The sequence below is a fragment of the Ruegeria sp. E1 genome (assembly GCF_056534225.1).
On record NZ_JBQFPE010000005.1, the window covers coordinates 14,920 to 36,011 of the forward strand.

Below are 21,092 nucleotides of genomic sequence, written 5' to 3' on the forward strand. Positions count from 1 at the left end.
ACGTCGGTTTTTCGAAGTACCAAGCCAGCCGTGGCTAACACGGCGCGCAAGGGAGGAAAGAAATGCTTAGGAAAAAGACCAACGGGGTTGCGAGACGCCCCCAGCGGACAAGTATCCTGTCCCAGGTCGGCGAGAAAACCGTCGATCGCCGCGCGTTCCTGCGTGGCTCGGGCCTGACGATCGGCGGCCTTGCCGCGATCAGCGCCACGGGTGGAACCGTGACGCAAGCCAGCGCCCAGACAGCGGCCAATCAGGCCGTTGAAAACATCAAATCCGTATGCACCCACTGCTCGGTCGGCTGTACGGTCGTTGCCGAAGTACAAAACGGCGTCTGGGTCGGGCAGGAACCCGGCTGGGACAGCCCGTTCAACCTGGGTGCACACTGCGCCAAGGGGGCCTCGGTCCGCGAGCACGCCCATGGTGAGCGCCGCCTGAAGTACCCAATGAAAAAGGAAGGCGGAGAGTGGAAGCGCATCAGCTGGGAACAGGCGATCGACGAGATCGGCGACGGCATGATGAACATCCGCGAAGAATCCGGACCAGACAGTGTGTACTGGCTGGGTTCTGCGAAACACAATAACGAACAGGCCTATCTGTTCCGCAAGTTCGCCGCCTACTGGGGCACGAACAACGTGGACCATCAGGCCCGTATCTGCCACTCGACCACTGTTGCGGGCGTTGCGAACACATGGGGCTACGGCGCCATGACCAACTCGTACAACGACATGCACAACAGCCGGGCCATCTTTATCATCGGAGGCAACCCGGCCGAGGCGCACCCCGTCTCGCTGCTGCATATCCTGCGGGCGAAAGAGCAGAACAACGCCCCTCTGATCGTTTGCGATCCGCGCTTTACGCGCACCGCGGCCCATGCGGATGAATATGTCCGTTTCCGCCCCGGCACTGATGTCGCACTGATCTGGGGTATCCTGTGGCATATCTTCGACAACGGCTGGGAGGACAAAGAGTTCATCCGCACCCGTGTCTGGGGTATGGACCAGATCCGCGAAGAGGTTGCCAAGTGGAACCCGGATGAGGTCGAGCGCGTCACCGGCACGCCCGGTTCGCAGCTACGCCGCGTCGCCCGGACCATGGTCAACAACCGCCCCGGCACCGTTGTGTGGTGCATGGGTGGTACGCAGCACACCAACGGCAACAACAACACCCGCGCCTACTGCGTGCTTCAGCTTGCGCTGGGCAACATGGGCACCTCGGGTGGTGGCACCAACATCTTCCGTGGTCATGACAACGTGCAGGGCGCGACGGACCTTGGTGTTCTGTCCCACACCCTGCCCGGCTACTACGGTTTGTCGAAAGGGGCTTGGGGTCACTGGGCCCGTGTCTGGGGTGAAGATCCCGAATGGCTGGCGGGTCAGTTCGCCACGATAAAGGACAAGGAAGGCAAGGATAAACCGCTCCAGAACGAGCGCGGCATCCCTGTTTCCCGCTGGATCGACGGCGTTCTGGAAGACCCGGCCAACATGGATCAGGACAACAATGTCCGCGCCATGGTTCTGTGGGGCCACGCGCCCAACTCGCAGACCCGGATGACGGAAATGAAGACGGCGATGGAAAAGCTGGACATGCTGGTCGTGATCGACCCGTATCCCACCGTTTCGGCCGTTCTGCATGACCGCACCGACGGCGTCTATCTGTTGCCGGCCTGTACGCAGTTCGAAACCCGGGGATCCGCCACAGCCTCGAACCGGTCGCTGCAGTGGCGCGACAAGGTGGTTGATCCGCTGTTCGAAAGCCTGCCGGACGAGGTCATCATGGCCAAGTTCGCCAACAAGTTCGGCTGGGCAGATCGGTTCTTCCGAAATATCGAGATGGAAGACCCGGAAACCCCGAATGTTGAAAGCATCACGCGTGAGTTCAACTCGGGCCTCTGGACCATCGGCTATACCGGTCAATCGCCGGAACGTCTAAAAAGCCATATGGCCAACCAGCACACGTTCGACAGAACCACGCTGCAAGCTATTGGCGGACCAAACGACGGCGAGTACTACGGTCTGCCCTGGCCCTGCTGGGGCACACCGGAAATGGGTCATACGGGGACACCGAACCTGTATGATATGTCCAAACCGGTGGCCGAGGGTGGCCTGACCTTCCGCGCGCGCTTCGGCGTGGAACGAGATGGTGACAACCTACTGGCCGAAGGGGTCTACAGCGTTGGATCGGAAATTCAGGATGGATACCCTGAATTCACGATGCAGATGCTGATGGATCTTGGCTGGGATGGTGATCTGACCGCCGAGGAACGCGCGGCAATCGACGCCGTTGCGGGACCAGAAACCAACTGGAAAACCGACCTGTCCGGCGGTATCCAGCGGGTTGCGATCAAGCATGGTTGTGCGCCCTTCGGGAACGCCAAAGCCCGCGCGGTCGTCTGGACCTTCCCGGATCCGATCCCACTGCACCGCGAGCCGCTCTATACCAACCGGCGCGATCTGGTGGAGGACTATCCGACCTACGAGGACCGTCAGGCCTATCGCCTGCCCACCCTTTATGCTTCGATCCAAAAGAACGACTTTTCAAAGGATTACCCGATAATCCTGACGTCTGGTCGTCTGGTCGAATATGAAGGCGGCGGAGATGAAAGCCGGTCGAACCCATGGCTGGCAGAGTTGCAGCAGGACATGTTCGTCGAGATCAACCCGCGCGATGCCAACAACCTTGGTATTCGTGACGGGGCGCAGGTCTGGGTCGAAGGTCCCGAAGGCGGCAAGGTTAAAGTGATGGCAATGCTGACCAACAGGGTCGGCGCTGGCGTGGCCTTCATGCCCTTCCACTTTGGCGGCCATTTCCAGGGCGCGGACCTGCGGGAGAAATACCCCGCCGGTGCAGACCCCTATGTCTTGGGCGAAAGTTCCAACACCGCCCAGACCTATGGCTATGATTCAGTAACCCAGATGCAGGAGTCCAAATGTACTCTCTGCAAAATCTGGGCAGCGTAAAGGAGGACGATAATGGCTAGAGCAAAGTTTCTCTGCGACGCTGAACGCTGCATCGAGTGCAACGCCTGTGTCACCGCGTGTAAGAACGAGCACGAAGTGCCATGGGGCATCAACCGCCGCAGGGTGGTGACGATCAATGACGGCAACCCGGGCGAACGCTCGATCTCGGTGGCTTGTATGCATTGTTCGGATGCTCCTTGCATGGCGGTGTGCCCGGTCGACTGCTTCTATCAGAACGAGGAAGGTGTCGTCCTGCACTCCAAGGACCTGTGCATTGGCTGCGGCTATTGCTTCTACGCGTGCCCCTTCGGCGCGCCGCAATACCCGCAAGCGGGCAACTTCGGATCACGCGGCAAGATGGACAAATGTACCTTCTGCGCTGGCGGCCCCGAAGAAACGCACTCGACCGCAGAGTTCGCCAAATACGGTCGCAACCGGATCGCCGAGGGCAAACTGCCCATCTGCGCCGAGATGTGTTCCACCAAGGCCTTGCTTGCCGGTGACGGCGACGTGGTGTCCGCCGTTTACCGCGAACGCGTTGTGGCGCGCGGCTTCGGCTCAGGCGCCTGGGGTTGGGGCACGGCCTACGATCAGAAAGACGGCTGATCACGCACCATCCGCCCCGGCGCTACACGCTTGCGCCGGGGCGAGACAAGATTTTTCGACGAAAAACTCGGCCCGCCCGGTTTCGGACGGAGCGCCATTTAACTGGCATAGAGGCTCTCATGGCATTTCTGCGACTTCTGTTCTGTCTCATAGTCCTGACCGTCCCTGCCCTTGCGCAGGACGCCCCCGACCGCGCCACAACCGGCGGCGCGACAACGCTCGAAGATATTCTGGCCCGTCAGCGCGGCGAAAAGGTGGACAATAGCTATCGGTCCCAAAATACCGGGCAAGGAAATGTCGAAGGTCTGATGGGTCAGCTGGGTACGCAAGGCGTCGCCTCGGACAGCGACGTGTACCGGGCGCTGCGGTATGGATCGGCAGATGTCACCGTGTCGTCGCAAGGCCCCGCCGCAAGCGTCCTGATTCAGGACGGCGGCATGTGGTGGCTGAATTTCCGCACGGGTCTGCTGCGGGAATATGGCACTTACATCATTGGTGGTATGCTGGTCGTGATTTTGCTGTTTTTCGTCATCCGCGGGAAAATCCGCATTGATGGGGAAAAATCCGGCCGAACGGTGATCCGCTTCAACGGGTTCGAACGGTTCGGCCATTGGCTCTTTGCGGGATCGTTCCTGATCCTCGGCATTACCGGATTGCTTACACTTTATGGCCGAGATTTCCTGATCCCGATCTTCGGCAAAGAAGGGTTCGCAGTAATCGCCCAAGGTTGCAAATGGTTGCACAACAATCTGGCCTGGGCGTTCATGCTGGGGCTGATAATCGTCACTTTGAACTGGATCGCCCACAATATTCCAAACCGCGTTGACCTGAAATGGCTTGCTGCGGGCGGTGGTCTATTCACAAAGGGCAGCCACCCACCCGCCAAGAAATTCAACGCAGGCCAAAAGATCATCTTCTGGGCCTGCATCCTGCTGGGCGTCTCGATCAGCCTGTCCGGCCTTTCGCTGCTGTTTCCGTTTGAGATGCCTTTGTTCGCCAAGACGTTCTCAATTGCCAACGCCACTGGCATCCCACAAACACTGGGCCTGAACCTGCCCGTGCAGATGTCCCCTCAAGAGGAAATGCAATACGCCCAGATCTGGCACGTCATGGTCGCCTACGCCTTTATCGCGATTATTCTGGCCCATATCTACCTGGGGTCGGTCGGCATGGAAGGCGCATTTGACGCCATGGGAACCGGCCAGGTTGAAGAGCAATGGGCGCGCGAGCATCACTCTCTTTGGCTGGAAGAGGTGCAGGCAAAAGAGGCCGGCAAAGGCGCGGCCTCACCTGCGGAATAGATGCGCAAACTGCTTCTGGCTCTGGTTCTGGTGCCCCTGCCCGCATGGTCCGAGTTCTTTACGCTCAAGGGTCATGGCGGACCAATCATGGGTATCGCTGCAGCCCCGGACGGTCGCATTGCCACGGCCAGCTTTGACAATTCGGTGGGGTTGTGGACTGGGCAATCCCCGCAATGGCTGGAAGGCCACGAGGCTGCGGTCAATTCCGTCGTCTTCAACGGTACCGCCATTTACTCGGCAGGCGATGACTTCACTCTGCGCCGGTGGCCCGGGGGGCAAATTGTCGGGCAACACAAGGGCAAGATTGTCGGCATCGCCGCATCAAAAGCCCATGTGGCAACGGCCAGTTGGGATGGCACAATCGGCTTGTGGCCTGTCGATGGCGCAATGCCCGTGACGCTGGGTCCTACAGGCAGCGGTGTGAACGCCGTTGTCTTCTCGCCGGACGGATCGCAGTTGTATTCTGCCGGAGTCGACGGTGTGCTGCGCATCTGGGATGTCGCCAGCGGTCAGGAAATCAACCGTTTGGTCGAGCACGGTTTTGGCATAAACGAACTGGTCCTGAATGCACAAGATAACTGGATCGCCTACGGAGCGGTGGACGGTGTCACACGTATTCTTGACCTGATGACGCGGGAGGAACGGGACTTCACGCTCGGTCGCCGTCCGATCCTTGCGCTGGCCCTCAGCCCCGACCGCCGGTTGTTGGCCGTCGGCGATGGCGAGGGATACATCATGGTCATCGATACGACCGAATGGCGCATCGCACAGGATTTTCGCGCGACTTTGCGTGGCCCAGTTTGGGCGCTGGCATTCTCGGCTGATGGTCAGAACATCCATGCCGGAGGCATTGACGAAGCGATGTACAGTTGGCCTGTCTCGGCGTTATCGGATCAGGATCAGATGGCCGCATCCGAGCCCAGCTATCTCAAGAATCCCGAAGAAATGGAAAACGGAGAACGGCAGTTCGTGCGAAAATGCTCAATCTGCCATAGCCTGACGCCTGACGGCCAACGCCGCGCAGGCCCGACGCTGTATCGAATTTTCGACCGAAAGGCAGGCAGCCTTCCTGAATATTTATACTCGGATACGCTACAAGACTCTGATATCATTTGGAATGACGAAACAATAAACGCTCTGTTCGACGAAGGGCCGGATCACTATATTCCGGGGTCCAAAATGCCGATGCAACGCATTGCTCAGGCGCAGGACCGTGCGGATTTGATTGCCTTTCTGCGCCGTGCTACTGCGCCCTGAAACAGAACCGGAGGAAACGATGAAGGCTTTTCTCGCCGCGGTCGCTGCAATGGCCGTGATTACAGTCGCCGCACCAATTGCTCTGGATCAGATCGGGTTCAGCGCTGCTGATACAACATCCGGCCAAGCCGTTCGTCTCGATTGAATGTCGCAATACCTGACTACCCGGGAATTGGCCGAGATGCTGCGTATCGGCGAACGCAAAGCCTATGATCTGGCATCTTCGGGCGAAATTCCCTGCGTGCGGGCGATGGGAAAGCTGTTGTTTCCAAAGGACGAGATCATCGCTTGGCTCAACGCCTCGCGTTCCGGTCCACAAGTCGCAGAACCGCCCCTGCCGCCGATCGTCGCCGGCAGTCATGATCCCCTGCTCGACTGGGCCTTACGCGAAAGCGGTTCGGGGCTGGCGACCTACTATGACGGTTCATTTGATGGCCTGACCCGACTGAGCAACCGCAGCGCACAGGCGACCGCCCTGCATATTCACGAGACAGACGGGTTCAACTCCGGGTCGTTACGAGATGCGGTCGGCGAAGCCCCGGTGATCCTGTACGAAATCGCGCAGCGTCAGCGCGGGCTGCTGCTTGCACCCGGCGTCACTGGTATCGCTGGATTTTCCGATATCAAGGGCCGCCGCGTGATCCTGCGGCAGGACAGTGCCGCAAGTCAGCACCTGTTCGACGCGCAGCTCAAAGTCCATGGCCTCACACGCGACGATCTTGAAACCCTGCCCGTCTGCGCCCGCACCGAAGAGGAACTGGCTCTAGCCCTGCGTGATGGCAAAGCCGAAATCGGCTTTGGTCTGGGTGCGTTGGCCGGGTTCTACGGCCTGAACTTTCACCCCACCCATGCCGAGCGCCTGGATCTGGCCGTATGGCGACGGGCCTTCTTTGAGGCACCCATGTTAACCCTGATCGATTTCCTGCACGGCCCTCGTTTCAGCCAACGCGCGGCAGAACTGGGCGGTTATGACCTGTCTGGCCTGGGCCAAATCCACCACAATGGTGCAAATGGCTGAATCTCTTCATCTTTTCAAAAATACTCTCGCCGAAGGCGAAACTACTGCGCGTTGGGAAAGAACAATTGCTGCCCATCCAGCGTATAAGACGCAACCGCAGCCTGTCCGTCCGGGCCAGTCAGCCAATCGATGAACCTCTGCCCCGCCGCGGCGCGTACACCCGCATGTCTTTCGGGGTTCACAAGAATCACGCCATACTGGTTGAACAGGCGCGGATCGCCTTCCACCAAAACCTCAAGATCGCCGCGATTGCCGAATGACAGCCACGTAGCGCGATCCGTCAGAACATAAGCGCCCATACCGCTGGCTACATTCAGCGTCGCGCCCATGCCCGAGCCGGTTTCCCGATACCAGGTTCCGGATGCACCTGTTGGGTCAATCGCTGCACTCTGCCAATGCGCCATTTCTGACTTGTGCGTGCCGCTGTCATCCCCACGAGATGCAAACGGAACCTCAGCCTCCGCAATCGCGGTAAGCGCAGCCACGATATCATCACCCCCTCTGATCCCTGCGGGATCAGATTTGGGCCCCACCAGCACAAAATCATTGTACATGACATCAAACCGCTCAACGCCCCAGCCATCCGCCACAAACTGCTCTTCTGCGGGTTTTGAATGCACCAGCAGAACGTCCCCGTCCCCATTGATGGCGTTCCGAATGGCCTGCCCGGTGCCAACTGCAACAACACGTACGTCAATACCGGTTTCCGCCTCAAATCCCGGAAGAATATAGTCCAACAGGCCCGAATTTTGCGTCGATGTCGTGGATTGCACCACGATAAACGGCTCTTCCGCTGCCGCAGGCAAAACCGAAAGGCCAAAGATTGCCAACATGGTCCCGATCAAATTTCGGATCATCAAAGATCTCCGTAAAATCAAAATAGACTCTGCATTATGTGACCAACCCACCGGCCAGATAGCGACGGGATGCTTCGCTTACGGGGGTGTTCAATACCTGCTGTGCTGTGCCGTGTTCAACCACATTCCCGCCCTGCATCATGACAATATCCGCAGCCAACCTACGGGCCTGACCGATGTCATGCGTAACCATCACGATACGCACCCCACGAGCCGAAGCACGCAGTACCATCCGCTCGATCATCTGCGTTGCCGCCGGATCAAGCGCGCTGGTGGGTTCGTCCAGAAACAGCGTGTCCGGTGACAATGCGAGCGCGCGCAATATCGCCAATCGCTGTGCTTCGCCACCCGACAAGGAACGGGCCGATTGTCTGGCCTTGTCAGCCAAGCCACCCTCGGACAGCAGGTCCACGATCTTCTGCTTGCGCGCTGCCCGGGCCAAACCCAGGCGTTTCAGGACAAAATCCAGATTTGCAGCCACCGATCGTCGCAATAAAACCGGCTGTTGAAACACCATCGCCTGTCTCGCTTTGTGCCCCGCATTCAGCGCGATACCACCCTGCAGAACGCGCCCGCGATCCGGTGATATCAGACCGTGCAAACACCTTAGCAACAGGCTTTTCCCCGCCCCGTTCGGCCCAAGGATCAGCGTTGGTCCCGGTTCGTCCAGAAGCAGTTCAGAGACATCCAGCAAGACCTTGCCCTTGCGGGCAATTTGCACATCGCGCACCTCAAGACGACCGATATTTTCGTGCATCAGATCACGCATGGCGCAGGCCCTCCTGCTCGGCGCGGATGGTCAAGGTGCTGACCATTGCGTTCACGGCGATGGCAATCCCGATCAGGATCGCGCCCAAAGCCAGCGCCAACGCAAGGTTCCCTTTCGACGTTTCCAACGCGATGGTCGTCGTCATCACGCGCGTGACGTGGTTGATGTTGCCCCCGACGATGATCACCGCACCAACCTCGGCGATGGCCCGTCCAAATCCGGCCAGCAGCGCTGTGACCAGCGCAAGCCGCGCATCCCACAACAGCACAGGAACCGAGGCCAACCGGGATACCCCCAGCGAGCGCAGTTGTTCGGCATATTCCTCGGCCAACATCTCAACCACCTGCCGCGTCAGCGCAGCAATGATTGGCGTCACCAGAACGACCTGCGCGATGATCATCGCGGTGGGCGTATAAAGCAGTTCAAGCACGCCCAGCGGGCCGGAGCGTGACAGCATCAGGTAAACCAACAAGCCCACCACAACCGGCGGGAACCCCATCAGCGCATTCATCAGAACGATCAGGACGCGTCGTCCCGGAAACCGGGCTACGGCAAGCGCTGCGCCGACAGGCATCCCGATCAGCGCAGAAATCAGCACCGCAAAGACGGAAACACGCAGGGAAAGCAGCACAATGGACCAAAGCTCTGCATCCCCTTGAAGGATCAGAGACATCGCCATTTTGAATTCTGATGCAAATCCCTGCATTTTCTACACACGCCCGCATTTGATGCACATAATGCGCCAAATTACAGTGAAATAGTAAGTCGTTCGGCCGTCAAGTGCAGTCACGTTTACGGCAAAACAAACAAGAAACGCGGCCCCGAAAGGGGCCGCGTTGCATTTTGCTAATGTGCTTTGGATCAGTTCAAAGCTGCATCCGTGATCTGATGCGTCCAGGCGCCTTCGGGCTCTTTGGTGATGACGGGGTCGGAACCGCCCGCCAGCAGAGTGCTGACAGTCCGATCAAAATCAGCCGGATCCAGCGCGCCGTTTGAACCAGCGGTCAACTTGGCAATTTCGCCCATCATGCGGTTTTGATGTTCTTCGGTCTGTGCACCGGTTTCATCGTTTTCCAACACGATCTCGGCGGCCTCTGCCGGGTTCTCCTCGGCATATTTCCAACCCTTCATCGAGGCGCGAACAAACCGCTCCATTTTGTCAACAAATGCGGCGTCGCTCAGGTTCTCTTCAAGAACATAAAGACCGTCTTCCAGCGTCGCGACGCCCTGATCTTCGTATTTGAATGTCACCAGTTCGTCCGGGCTGACCCCGGCGTCGATCACCTGCCAATATTCGTTGTAGGTCATCGTACTGATGCAATCGGCCTGACGCTGCAGCAGAGGATCAACATTGAAACCTTGTTTCAACACTTCGACGCCGCTGTCGCTTTTTCCATCAGTCGAAATCCCCAACTGGCTCATCCAGCTCATGAACGGGAATTCGTTGCCAAAGAACCAAACGCCCAAGGTGCGATTCTTCAGGTCATCAGGTGATGAGATACCCGCATCTTTCCAACACGTCAGCATCATGCCCGAGCTTTTGAACGGCTGCGCGATGTTCACCAACGGCAACCCCTTTTCACGCGCGGCAAGTGCGGCGGGCATCCATTCAACGGTCACGTCAGCGCCGCCACCTGCAATCACCTGCGTCGGTGCGATGTCAGGACCACCGGGAAGGATCGTGACATCCAGCCCTTCTTCTTCGTAGAACCCCTTGTCCTTGGCGACGTAATAGCCTGCGAACTGCGCTTGGGTGACCCATTTCAGCTGCAACGTCACTTCATCCGCGGCAAAGGCCGTACCGGCTGCCAGACCAAAGGCTGCAATGGCCCCGCTAAGTAGCTTGTTCATCTTCACTTCTCCTAGTTGCTTTTGGTTGCCCCGTTGTTTGGGGTCTTTGGAATTATTCCCTCTTTATCCACGTTGTGATGGGTGCCAGAACGTCACGGTTTTTTCGATCCCGGCTACCAGTCCATAGAAAGCCGTACCGGACAACGCGGCCACGACGATCTCGGCCCAGACCATGTCCAGCGACAACTGACCAACGCTTGTCGAAATCCGGAACCCCATGCCCACAGTGGGCGAGCCGAAGAACTCGGCCACAATAGCGCCGATCAGTGCCAAAGTCGTCGAAATCTTCAGGCCGTTGAAAACAAACGGCATTGCCGCAGGCAGGCGCAGCTTCAGAAAGCTTTGCCAGTAGGTTGCAGCATAGGTCTCCATCAGATCGCGCTGCATTGCGGAGGCTTCTCGCAGACCGGCAACCGTGTTGACCAGCATGGGAAAGAACACCATCACCACGACCACCGCGGCCTTTGAGTGCCAGTCAAAGCCGAACCACATAACAAGGATGGGCGCGGTCCCGACGATGGGCAGAGCGGCCACGAAATTGCCCACAGGAAGCAACCCCAGACGCAGGAAATCCCATCGATCAACAGCAATTGCCGTCAGAAACGCTGCGCCACACCCAATGACATATCCGCTGAGCGCACCTTTGAGGATCGTCTGCACAAAATCCGCCCAGAGTATCGGCAGGCTGTCGCCAAATCGATGGGCAATGACGGTTGGCGCAGGAAGGATAACCAGAGGCACCTCAAGTCCGCGCACCAGCAGTTCCCAGACAATAATGATGGTCAGACCAAAGATCAGCGGAGCAAGAAACCGAACCATTCGACTGTTTGCCTGCGGTCCGCTGGCCAGTCGCGTGTTCAGCCACCAGCCTCCAATCCAGATGAGCAGAGCGAGTAACACAAACATCATTGCGCCATTCCCATCCGCCTTAGCACCACACGCTCGATCAGCCCCAGCAGTCCCACCAGGCACGCCGCCAAAATGGCGGCACCAAACAGGGCCGACCAAATTTGCACGGTCTGGCCGTAATAGCTGCCCGCCAGCAGACGCGCGCCCAATCCGGCAACCGCGCCAGTTGGAAGCTCACCCACAATGGCGCCGACCAGCGATGCTGCAACGCCGATTTTCAGCGACGTAAACAGGTAAGGCATCGACGCAGGCAAGCGCAGTTTCCAGAAGCCCTGCGCGCGGCTCGCATTGTAAGTGCGTAACAGGTCAAGTTGCATCGCATCCGGGCTGCGCAGCCCTTTCACCATGCCCACAACGACAGGAAAAAAGCTGAGATAGGCCGAGATGATCGCTTTGGGAATAAGCCCCTGAACACCCACCGAATACAAAACCACGATAATCATCGGCGCCAGTGCAATAATCGGGATTGTCTGGCTGACAATGGCCCATGGCATGACCGACAGGTCCATCACGCGGCTATGCACAATACCGATTGCCAGCAAAATGCCCAGCCCGGTGCCTATCGCGAATCCAAGCATCGTCGCACTTAGTGTGATCCATCCGTGATAGACCAGTGACCGCTTGGATGTGATCTTCTTATTGATGGTCGAGTCCCACAGCTCCAGGATAACGTCATGCGGTGCGGGCAATCGCGGACGGTCCTGCTCCCAGGTTTCCGGGATGGCAAAGCTGTTGTCCCAAACCAGAACAATATCGTATTCCAGCAACCTTTCTTTGGCCGTCGGCGGATCAACCTCTTCCCCTGCACGTTCAGCCGCGTTCAGCGCACTGTCGATATTCATCGGGATACAAGCGATGTACCAGATCGCAATGATCGCGGCGATCACCCACATTACGGCTGTGAACTGCTTCATGCCCGCCACTCCATCCGGATGACCGGCACCGTGTCCGGCGGCGTCGGAGGCTCGGTGCCCGTCGCCATGAACCCTTCACGCCGATAGAATTTCTGCGCAGACGTATTGGGCACGTGAGTAGTAAGCCAAAGCTGATCGCGCCCGGATTTTGCCAGGTCCAACAGTTGCTTGCCAATTCCTTGACCCGTCCGCAGGCAATATAAGGCCCCAACTTTCTGCGACTTGGGATCGACCGACATATAACAATCCACCGGATCACCCGCGACCCAGATTTCGCGTTCTGGAAAAGCCTCAAGGATCAGCGCCGCCAGTTCTTCCTCCGACAATTCCTCGGGCATCCAGTCGGTCTGCGCCATCCACTTTGCGATGACATGCGCACAGGCTGGTACATCGTCCGGCGTGGCTCTTCTGATAGCGTCACCCGGCATCAGACTTCATCCCCATGACCGGCACGTAACCCTTCACGTACACGATGGGCGACCTCAATGAACTCTGGCGTGTCGCGAATGTCCAGAGGCCGCTCTTTCGGCAAAGGGCTGTCGATCACATCGGTGATCCGCCCGGGTCGCGGGCTCATGACCACAATTTTTGTGCTCAGATACACGGCCTCGGGGATTGAATGCGTCACAAAGCCGATTGTCTTTTGGGTTCGCGACCACAGCGCCAAAAGCTGTTCGTTCAGATGATCGCGTACAATTTCGTCCAATGCGCCGAACGGCTCATCCATCAGCAGAATATCCGCATCGAATGCAAGCGCGCGCGCGATACTGGCCCGTTGTTGCATCCCGCCCGACAACTGCCAGGGGAACTTACCCCCAAACCCTTCTAGATCAACAAGTTCCAGCACATTCTTGACACGCTCATCCTGCTCGGCGGCCGAATAACCCATGATCTCAAGCGGCAGTTTGATGTTCTTTGCAATCGTTCGCCAAGGATACAATCCCGCCGCCTGAAAGACATAGCCATAGGCCCGGTTTCGCCGCGCGTCATCCGGTGACATCCCGTTGACGGTCAGCGATCCACCAGTTGGCGTCTCAAGTGCTGCGATGCATCGCAAGAACGTTGTCTTGCCGCAACCGGACGGTCCGATGAAACTCACGAACTCACCCTTGTCGATACTCAGATCTACGTTCTTGAGCGCATGGACCGGCCCGTCATTGGTTTGGAAGGTGAGGTCCAGCTGCCTTGCTTCGATGACAGGCTGGGTCGTACTTTCAATTGTCATTCCATTGCCTTGAAAAGATTTGGCTTTGGGCCGCCGCGCTGGCGGCCCGTATGCATCAAACACCCGTCGCCGGAATACCCGACCGTTCTATTGGCTGCGGCGCGGTCAGTTCTTTCCAGGTGCTCAAAGCCTTGTTCACATGGCTGTTGGCTTCACGCGCAACAAACTCACCGTGACCTTCCTGCGTTCGGATTTCGCCGTCATGAACCGCGACCTGTCCACGTGTCAGGGTAAAGCGCGGCAACCCTTTGACATCTTTGCCTTCAAACACGTTGTAGTCGATCGCGGATTGCTGCGTGTCAGCGGTGATCGTCTTGGATTTCTCAGGATCCCAAACCACGATATCAGCATCCGCACCAACCAGAATGGCACCTTTTTTCGGGTAACAATTCAATATCTTGGCAATGTTTGTTGAGGTGACGGCCACAAACTCCTGAGGCGTCAACCGCCCGGTATTCACCCCATGCGTCCACAGCATCGGTAGCCGGTCTTCCAGCCCTCCGGTACCGTTCGGTATCTTGGTGAAATCACCGACGCCGTATCGCTTTTGCTCGGTCGTAAACGCACAATGATCGGTAGCCACAACGCTAAGTGTACCCGAATGCAGACCCGCCCACAGGCTGTCCTGATGCTGCTTGTTCCGGAACGGAGGGCTCATCACCCGCCGCGCGGCGTGGTCCCAATCTTGGTGGAAATACTCGCTCTCATCCAGCGTCAGGTGTTGGATCAAGGGCTCTCCCCAGACCCGCTTGCCCTGCATTTTGGCCCGCCGGATCGCTTCATGCGCCTCTTCACACGAGGTATGCACGACATAAAGCGGCACACCCGCCATGTCCGCGATCATGATGGCGCGGTTGGTCGCCTCACCCTCAACCTGCGGCGGACGGGAATAGGCGTGTGCCTCGGGCCCGGTATTCCCTTCGGCCAGCAGCTTGGCGCTGAGTTCGGCGACAACATCTCCGTTCTCGGCATGGACCATTGCCACCCCACCCAATTCGGCCAGTCGCGTGAAGGATGCGAATAGCTCATCGTCATTCACCATCAACGCACCTTTGTAGGCAAGGAAATGCTTGAATGTGTTGATCCCACGCTCCTCAACAACGGTTTTCATGTCGTTGAAAACCTGCTCCCCCCACCATGTCACCGCCATATGAAACGAATAGTCGCAATTCGCGCGCGTCGACTTGTTGTCCCAGCGCTTCAACGCATCCAGCAGGCTTTCGCCCGGATTTGGCAGCGCAAAATCAACCACCATAGTCGTACCGCCCGCCAGCGCCGCCCGCGTGCCGCTTTCGAAATCATCGCTGGAATAGGTTCCCATGAACGGCATCTCAAGATGCGTATGCGGATCAATTCCGCCCGGCATGACATAGCACCCGGTTGCGTCCAACTCCTTGTCACCTTTCAGGTTCGGTCCGATCTCAGTGATCACGCCACCTTCGACCTTCACATCTGCCTTATAGGTCAAATCCGCCGTCAGGACGGTCCCGTTCTTGATAACAGTGCTCATTTTAAACTCCCTGATGCGGTCTGCGCCGCTTGCTTCATCTGTCTAAAAATATCCCGGGGGAGTCGCCCATCGGGCGACGGGGGCAGAGCCCCCTATTCCACGATCTCCGCCGTCTCGACGACCGCGTGAAACAGAACATCCGCCCCGGCAGCAGCCCAGTCTTTGCTGATTTCTTCGGCCTCGTTGTGGCTCAACCCATCCACACAGGGGCACATCACCATCGCCGTCGGCGCAACCCGGTTGATCCAGCAGGCATCATGCCCCGCGCCTGAAATGATATCCGTGTGCGAATACCCCAACCGCTCGGCCGCGTCGCGCACAGCGGCCACGCAGCCATCGTCAAACTTCACAGGATCAAAGCCACCGACTTTCTCGAATTCGATCTGCAGACCCATCTCGTTAACGATGTCTTCTGCAGCAACACGCAACCGGTTTTCCATATCCGTAATGACCTCCAACTCGGGCGAGCGGAAATCGACCGTAACCACTGCCTTACCCGGGATCACGTTGCGCGAGTTCGGATATACGTCGATATGCCCCGCTGCACCCACCGCATGAGGCGCATGAGACCACGCGATCTCATCCACTTTCTCCAATATCCGCGCCATCGCCAACCCGGCGTTCTTGCGCATGGGCATCGGGGTCGAGCCGGTATGCGCATCCTTGCCGGTGACAGTTATCTGAGTCCAGCTCAGCCCCTGCCCATGTGTGACCACCCCGATATCTTTGTCTTCGGCTTCAAGGATTGGTCCCTGTTCAATATGCAGTTCGAAAAACGCATGCATCTTGCGCGCACCAACCTCTTCGTCACCGCGCCAGCCAATACGTTGTAGCTCATCGCCGAACTTCTTCCCTTCCGCATCCTCGCGATCATAGGCCCAGTCCTGAGTATGCATCCCGGCAAACACACCCGAAGACAGCATCGCAGGTGCGTACCGAGTGCCTTCCTCGTTGGTCCAGTTGGTCGCGACAATCGGGTGTTTGGTCTTAATGCCCAGATCGTTGAGTGTTCGGATGATTTCCAAACCGCCCAGAACGCCCAACACCCCGTCATACTTGCCACCCGTAGGCTGCGTATCCAGATGTGATCCAACATAAACCGGCAGCGCATCGGGATCCGTCCCTTCGCGACGAGCGAACATATTGCCCATCTGGTCCAGCCCCATCGAACAGCCCGCATCTTCACACCATTTTTGAAACAGTGCGCGCCCTTCGGCATCTTCATCCGTCAGCGTCTGGCGATTGTTGCCACCTGCCACGCCGGGGCCGATCTTGGCCATCTCCATCAGGCTGTCCCACAGCCTGTCGCCATTGATCCTGAGGTTCTGCGCCGGAGCTGCCATCTTGATTTTCCCTGTCGCTTGCGATTTGGCTCGCTTTTGGTGTCTTGATTTGACCATCTGGTCAAACTAACGCTATCACGGGTTCTACATCAGTCAAGAAATTGCGTGGCGTCGCTGGAAATTTCGGCATATTTGGCGCCAGCATCTCGGGAAATCAGACGATCAGGAACCATGCCCAAAGACCGCGCCCCAACCAGAATACAAAAAAAGAATCGCGCCGCGATACTCGAGGCCGCCCTGAACGTGTTTTCAGCGCATGGGTTTCGCGGCGCCACAGTTGACCAGATCGCCGCTGAATCGGGCCTGAGCAAACCTAACCTGCTGTACTATTTCCCATCGAAAGAAGCGATCCACACGGCACTTTTGTCCGGGTTGCTTGAGATCTGGCTGGCCCCCCTACACGAACTGGACGCTGATGGTGACCCGATGCAGGAAATCCTGTCCTACATTCATCGCAAGCTACAGATGAGCCGCGAGTTGCCGCGCGAAAGCCGCCTGTTCGCCAACGAACTGGTTCAGGGCGCCCCGCGCATTCACGACGCACTGTCCAACGATCTGAGAATGCTGGTGGATGAAAAGGCGACCATCCTGACAAATTGGATGGATCAGGGCAAAATCGCCAGGCTGCACCCACATCACCTGATTTTCTCGATCTGGGCACTGACCCAGCACTATGCCGATTTTGATGTACAGGTGCGGGCGATATTGGGGGAAGAAGACCCGTTTGACGGGGCCGGTCCGTTTATCGACACGCTCTACCGTAAATTGCTGACGCCATAAGCACCGGTTAACCTCGCTGCCTCAGAGTCGCAGCATGATTTCCCCACGCCCCAACCCTGACCCCTGGATTGCTCAGATGTTTTCAATAAAATCTGGCCGTCGCGGCGCGGTTGTTCGCAGGTCGATTGCTGGGTTGAGCGGGAGGTTGGGCAAGAACGGTTTCAGCAGGAAATAAGGCGGCGCGGATACCATCTGATCCGCACCGCCAATCAATACATCGTCACCCGCCACAACGGACCCATCGACATTCTGTTCTGAGAAAATTCAAAGAATTTTCTCGGTCGAGATTTTTCGACGAAGAATCTCCTATTCCGCCGCCCGCGCCATTGGGTTGTTCGGATGTGTCGTCCAATTGGCATACTCCTCCTGCACGGCGTTTCCGGTTCGCGGGTCAACTTCGCCAGCTTTCATCGGTACCATCGAGATGCAGCCCTCAACCGGGCAAACATCAACACAAAGGTTACAAGCGACGCATTCGTCGTCCAGCACCTCAAACACGCGGTCTGCAGACATCGAGATTGCCTGATGGCTGGTATCCTCACACGCGGCATAGCAACGACCGCATTTGATGCACTGATCCTGATCGATCTTGGCTTTGGCCACATAGTTGAGGTTCAGATATTGCCAATCCGTGACATTCGGCACCGCGCGCCCAACAATTTCAGACACGTTTGAATAGCCCTTTTGGTCCATCCATTCAGACAGTCCAGAAGTCAGTTCGTCGATGATCTTGAACCCATAGGTCATCGCCGCCGTACACACCTGAACCGTACCGCAGCCCAGCGACATGAACTCGGCCGCGTCCCGCCAAGTGGTGACGCCGCCGATCCCAGAAATCGGCAGACCATGTGTCGCCTCGGCCCGCGCAATCTCGGATACCATCGACAGGGCGATTGGCTTCACCGCAGGGCCGCAATAGCCGCCATGACTGCCCTTGCCATCGATCGACGGTTCGGGGCTGAACGTGTCCAGATCAACGCTGGTGATCGAGTTGATCGTGTTGATCAGCGACACCGCATCCGCCCCGCCATTTCTGGCCGCCGCGGCAGGCTTGCGAATATCTGTGATATTGGGCGTCAGTTTCACGATCACCGGACGGTCATAGTATTGCTTGCACCAACGTGTAACCATCTCGATGTATTCCGGCACCTGCCCAACTGCAGATCCCATGCCGCGCTCGCTCATCCCGTGCGGGCAGCCAAAGTTCAACTCGATCCCGTCGGCACCGGTCTCGGCGACGCGTGGCAGAATGGCTTTCCACGCCGCTTCCTCACACGGAACCATGATCGAAGCGATCAGCGCGCGATCCGGGTAGTCGGCCTTGACCCGCGCCATCTCCTCAAGGTTCACCTCCAAGGGCCGGTCGGTGATCAGTTCGATGTTGTTCAGACCCAACAGCCGCCGATCCGCGCCGTAGATTGCGCCGTAGCGCGGGCCGTTCACATTGACGACCGGCGGGCCCTCTGATCCCAGCGTTTTCCAGACCACGCCACCCCAACCGGCCTCAAACGCGCGGCGCACGTTGTATTCCTTGTCCGTTGGTGGAGCAGACGCCAGCCAATACGGATTCGGGCTGGAAATTCCCAGAAAGTTTGTCGTTAAATCAGCCATTTGTACGGCCTCCCTGATGTAAATCTACATCTTTAGATAGTGAGTTTCACGCGCTCAGGTTTGCGTGGATGTCCATTGCTGCATCGCGCCCTTCGGCGACGGCCGTAACAGTCAGGTCATCGCCACCCGCTGCACAATCCCCACCGGCCCAGACGCCTTGCAGAGAGGTCCGACCACCCTGCGTGACAGCGATTTTGCTGCCGTCCAGCGTCAAGCCGTCCGGCGTGCCTTCCAACGTCTGGCCAATCGCTTTGAGGACCTGATCAGCAGGCAAACGAACCATCTCGCCCGTGCCGGTCAAAGTTCCGTTCTGACTGGATGTATACTCCAGTTCGATCTCAGCGGACGCGCCGTTTCCGTGCACCGCGACGGGTTGAACATTCGTCATGATCCGAACGCCGTGCGAGGCGGCCAGATCCTGTTCATACCGGCTGGCCCCCATGGCATCGCGATCACGGCGGTAGGCGATGGTCACATGCTCGGCCCCCAGCAGCTTGGACTTCACCGCCGCATCAACTGCAGTCATACCACCGCCGATGACAACCACATTCCGCCCCACTGGCAGATGCGCAAGGTCACTCGCCTGCCGCACGTCCGAGATGAAGTCGACCGCGTTTCGAACACCATCCTTGTCCGACCCCGGCGCGCGCAGAGCATTTACGCCCGCAAGACCGATGGACAGGAATACCGCATCATAGTTCTCGGCCAGCCCATCCAGCGAGATTGTCTCACCCAGAACCGAACCTGTCTCAATCGCGATGCCACCGATTTTCAGCAGCCAGTCGACCTCGGCCTGTGCAAAGTCGTTGGTCGATTTGTACGCGGCAATTCCGTATTCGTTCAGCCCCCCCGGCTTGGGCTTGGATTCGTGGATCACAACGTCATGACCCAGCATCGCTAGCCTGTGCGCACAGGCAAGCCCGGCAGGGCCCGCACCCACCACCGCAACGGTTTTACCCGTCGCCTGGGCACGTTCGAACGGATGTTCACCCGAGGCCATAACATCGTCGGTTGCAAACCGCTGCAGACGACCGATCTCGACCGGCTTGCCCTCGGCAGCCTCACGCACGCACGCCTCTTCGCACAGCGTTTCGGTCGGACAGACGCGCGCGCACATGCCGCCCAGAATGTTTTGTTCCAGAATGGTTTGCCCTGCCGCCTTGGGCTGTCCGGCCTGAATCTGCCGAATGAACAGAGGAATATCGATATCCGTCGGACAGGCCGTCACGCATGGTGCGTCATAGCAGAAATAGCATCGATCAGCGGCAACCGCGGCCTCATGCGGGGCCAGTGGCGGATGCAGATCGGTGAAATTCGAGGTCAGCTCATCGCTGGAAAGCCGCCCTGGGACAATCCCGGGTGCCATCTGGCCCTGTGCCATCGCTCTACTCCCTGTAGATATGTTCGTTATGAGCTCCAGCTTGCCACAAATTGATTTTTTATCAATTGGTAAAATTTGCCAAATGGTCAAAAAATGAAAAATCCGGACGAAATGGCCCGGATTCTTATGAAGTTTGCCATATTTTGAGGCGTTTCGGCGTCAGACCATGCCGCCAAGATGACCGGATTTGATCCAGACCCGTGCGCCCGCCTCACCCGCCGTGGCGGTTGATTGGGTTCCGGGCGGCAGCCGAAGCCAATCCCATTTGCCAAATTCCTCGCCAGCTTCGGTGTAGTCACCGTCAATAACAAAAATTTCAAGCCCGTGTTCGGCATCAAGTGTCACTACCTCTCCCGCAAGCCAGTCCTGCACCTGAACATCCTCGTTCGCATCCTGAAACAGCTTCAGGTTGCCCGCTCCGTTGATCGAGCGTCGCACTTCGGTACGGTCTTCAGGATCGAACTGATGCAGCTTGACCAGTATTGTTGCCCCCTCGCTTGCGGATGGGGTATGCGACGAGGTCGGCGGGTTGCGCACATAGCTGCCAACCGGGAAATCCCCGGTCTCATCCTGAAAAACCCCATCGAGAACCAGATATTCTTCGCCACCATCATGGGTATGGGCCGCAAAGGCGCTGCCAGGTGCAAAGCGGACAATGGTCGTGGCGCGCGCGACTTCTTCTCCGATCCGGTCCAGCATCTTACGCTCGACCCCCGCCGCCGGAGAAGCGACCCATTCGTTGTCGTCAAAGTGAACCGCGACGCGTTTGCTGAAATCTGCATTGACCCGCATGAGTGATCTCC

At 58.0% G+C, this 21,092-nt stretch carries 20 protein-coding genes; 7 read left to right on the top strand and 13 right to left on the bottom strand.

Translation table 11 applies throughout. The features are described from left to right. The first annotated feature begins 62 nt into the window (after positions 1–62). The 6 genes from ACR0FG_RS07290 to ACR0FG_RS07315 all read left to right on the top strand — a co-directional run bounded on the left by ACR0FG_RS07290 (position 63) and on the right by ACR0FG_RS07315 (position 7,139). A complete protein-coding gene (locus ACR0FG_RS07290) occupies positions 63–2,957 on the top strand; it encodes a formate dehydrogenase subunit alpha (RefSeq protein ID WP_480891539.1) in 2,895 nt (964 codons plus the stop codon). Positions 2,958–2,969: 12 nt separating this feature from the next. Further along, positions 2,970–3,563, top strand: a complete 594-nt coding sequence (fdh3B, locus tag ACR0FG_RS07295) for a formate dehydrogenase FDH3 subunit beta (RefSeq protein WP_010439472.1) — start codon at positions 2,970–2,972, stop codon at positions 3,561–3,563. 119 nt (positions 3,564–3,682) lie between these two features. Next, complete coding sequence (locus ACR0FG_RS07300) at positions 3,683–4,864, top strand: formate dehydrogenase subunit gamma (protein WP_480891542.1); 1,182 nt, start codon at positions 3,683–3,685, stop codon at positions 4,862–4,864. Beyond that, positions 4,865–6,121: a c-type cytochrome gene (locus tag ACR0FG_RS07305; RefSeq protein ID WP_480891545.1), complete on the top strand. Its 1,257-nt coding sequence runs from the start codon at positions 4,865–4,867 to the stop codon at positions 6,119–6,121. It abuts the gene before it with no gap. A 19-nt stretch (positions 6,122–6,140) separates the two neighbouring features. Then, positions 6,141–6,266 carry a hypothetical protein gene (locus ACR0FG_RS07310; protein WP_480891547.1) on the top strand — a complete coding sequence of 42 codons (126 nt, stop codon included), beginning with the start codon at positions 6,141–6,143 and terminating at the stop codon, positions 6,264–6,266. Then, the gene (locus ACR0FG_RS07315) at positions 6,267–7,139 is read left to right on the top strand and encodes a substrate-binding domain-containing protein (RefSeq protein WP_480891549.1); all 873 of its coding nucleotides are present in this window, start codon (positions 6,267–6,269) and stop codon (positions 7,137–7,139) included. A 41-nt stretch (positions 7,140–7,180) separates the two neighbouring features. Here the strand turns inward: ACR0FG_RS07315 and ACR0FG_RS07320 are convergent, their stop codons facing one another. The 10 genes from ACR0FG_RS07320 to ACR0FG_RS07365 form a co-directional block, all read right to left on the bottom strand. After that, the gene (locus tag ACR0FG_RS07320) at positions 7,181–7,996 is read right to left on the bottom strand and encodes an ABC transporter substrate-binding protein (protein ID WP_480891551.1); all 816 of its coding nucleotides are present in this window, start codon (positions 7,994–7,996) and stop codon (positions 7,181–7,183) included. Between the two features lie 34 nt (positions 7,997–8,030). Beyond that, the gene (locus ACR0FG_RS07325) at positions 8,031–8,765 is read right to left on the bottom strand and encodes an ATP-binding cassette domain-containing protein (protein ID WP_480891553.1); all 735 of its coding nucleotides are present in this window, start codon (positions 8,763–8,765) and stop codon (positions 8,031–8,033) included. Then, complete coding sequence (locus ACR0FG_RS07330; RefSeq protein WP_170716783.1) at positions 8,758–9,471, bottom strand: ABC transporter permease; 714 nt, start codon at positions 9,469–9,471, stop codon at positions 8,758–8,760. The genes ACR0FG_RS07325 and ACR0FG_RS07330 overlap by 8 nt, the downstream gene beginning before the upstream one ends. 155 nt (positions 9,472–9,626) lie before the next feature. Then, positions 9,627–10,616 carry an ABC transporter substrate-binding protein gene (locus ACR0FG_RS07335; protein WP_480891556.1) on the bottom strand — a complete coding sequence of 330 codons (990 nt, stop codon included), beginning with the start codon at positions 10,614–10,616 and terminating at the stop codon, positions 9,627–9,629. 63 nt (positions 10,617–10,679) lie between these two features. Then, positions 10,680–11,525, bottom strand: a complete 846-nt coding sequence (locus ACR0FG_RS07340; RefSeq protein WP_480891559.1) for an ABC transporter permease — start codon at positions 11,523–11,525, stop codon at positions 10,680–10,682. Then, positions 11,522–12,439, bottom strand: a complete 918-nt coding sequence (locus tag ACR0FG_RS07345; protein ID WP_170716788.1) for an ABC transporter permease — start codon at positions 12,437–12,439, stop codon at positions 11,522–11,524. The genes ACR0FG_RS07340 and ACR0FG_RS07345 overlap by 4 nt, the downstream gene beginning before the upstream one ends. Then, positions 12,436–12,867: a GNAT family N-acetyltransferase gene (locus ACR0FG_RS07350; RefSeq protein ID WP_480891562.1), complete on the bottom strand. Its 432-nt coding sequence runs from the start codon at positions 12,865–12,867 to the stop codon at positions 12,436–12,438. The genes ACR0FG_RS07345 and ACR0FG_RS07350 overlap by 4 nt, the downstream gene beginning before the upstream one ends. Beyond that, positions 12,867–13,664, bottom strand: a complete 798-nt coding sequence (locus ACR0FG_RS07355; protein WP_480891565.1) for an ABC transporter ATP-binding protein — start codon at positions 13,662–13,664, stop codon at positions 12,867–12,869. The genes ACR0FG_RS07350 and ACR0FG_RS07355 overlap by 1 nt, the downstream gene beginning before the upstream one ends. Before the next feature lie 55 nt (positions 13,665–13,719). Next, positions 13,720–15,174, bottom strand: a complete 1,455-nt coding sequence (gene hydA / locus ACR0FG_RS07360; protein WP_480891567.1) for a dihydropyrimidinase — start codon at positions 15,172–15,174, stop codon at positions 13,720–13,722. A gap of 92 nt (positions 15,175–15,266) precedes the next feature. Beyond that, positions 15,267–16,517, bottom strand: coding sequence for a Zn-dependent hydrolase (locus ACR0FG_RS07365; RefSeq protein WP_480891570.1), 1,251 nt, complete (start codon positions 16,515–16,517; stop codon positions 15,267–15,269). 171 nt (positions 16,518–16,688) lie between these two features. On the opposite strand from ACR0FG_RS07365, the gene ACR0FG_RS07370 reads away from it, so the two are divergent. Next, positions 16,689–17,297 (top strand): TetR family transcriptional regulator C-terminal domain-containing protein, encoded by a 609-nt coding sequence (locus ACR0FG_RS07370; RefSeq protein WP_480891573.1) that lies wholly within the window; start codon positions 16,689–16,691, stop codon positions 17,295–17,297. A gap of 306 nt (positions 17,298–17,603) precedes the next feature. Here the strand turns inward: ACR0FG_RS07370 and preA are convergent, their stop codons facing one another. The 3 genes from preA to ACR0FG_RS07385 form a co-directional block, all read right to left on the bottom strand. Beyond that, positions 17,604–18,908, bottom strand: a complete 1,305-nt coding sequence (gene preA / locus ACR0FG_RS07375) for an NAD-dependent dihydropyrimidine dehydrogenase subunit PreA (RefSeq protein ID WP_480891575.1) — start codon at positions 18,906–18,908, stop codon at positions 17,604–17,606. A 46-nt stretch (positions 18,909–18,954) separates the two neighbouring features. Next, complete coding sequence (locus tag ACR0FG_RS07380; RefSeq protein WP_480891577.1) at positions 18,955–20,289, bottom strand: NAD(P)-dependent oxidoreductase; 1,335 nt, start codon at positions 20,287–20,289, stop codon at positions 18,955–18,957. 159 nt (positions 20,290–20,448) lie between these two features. After that, positions 20,449–21,081 carry a cupin domain-containing protein gene (locus ACR0FG_RS07385; protein WP_480891578.1) on the bottom strand — a complete coding sequence of 211 codons (633 nt, stop codon included), beginning with the start codon at positions 21,079–21,081 and terminating at the stop codon, positions 20,449–20,451. Positions 21,082–21,092: the final 11 nt, after the last annotated feature.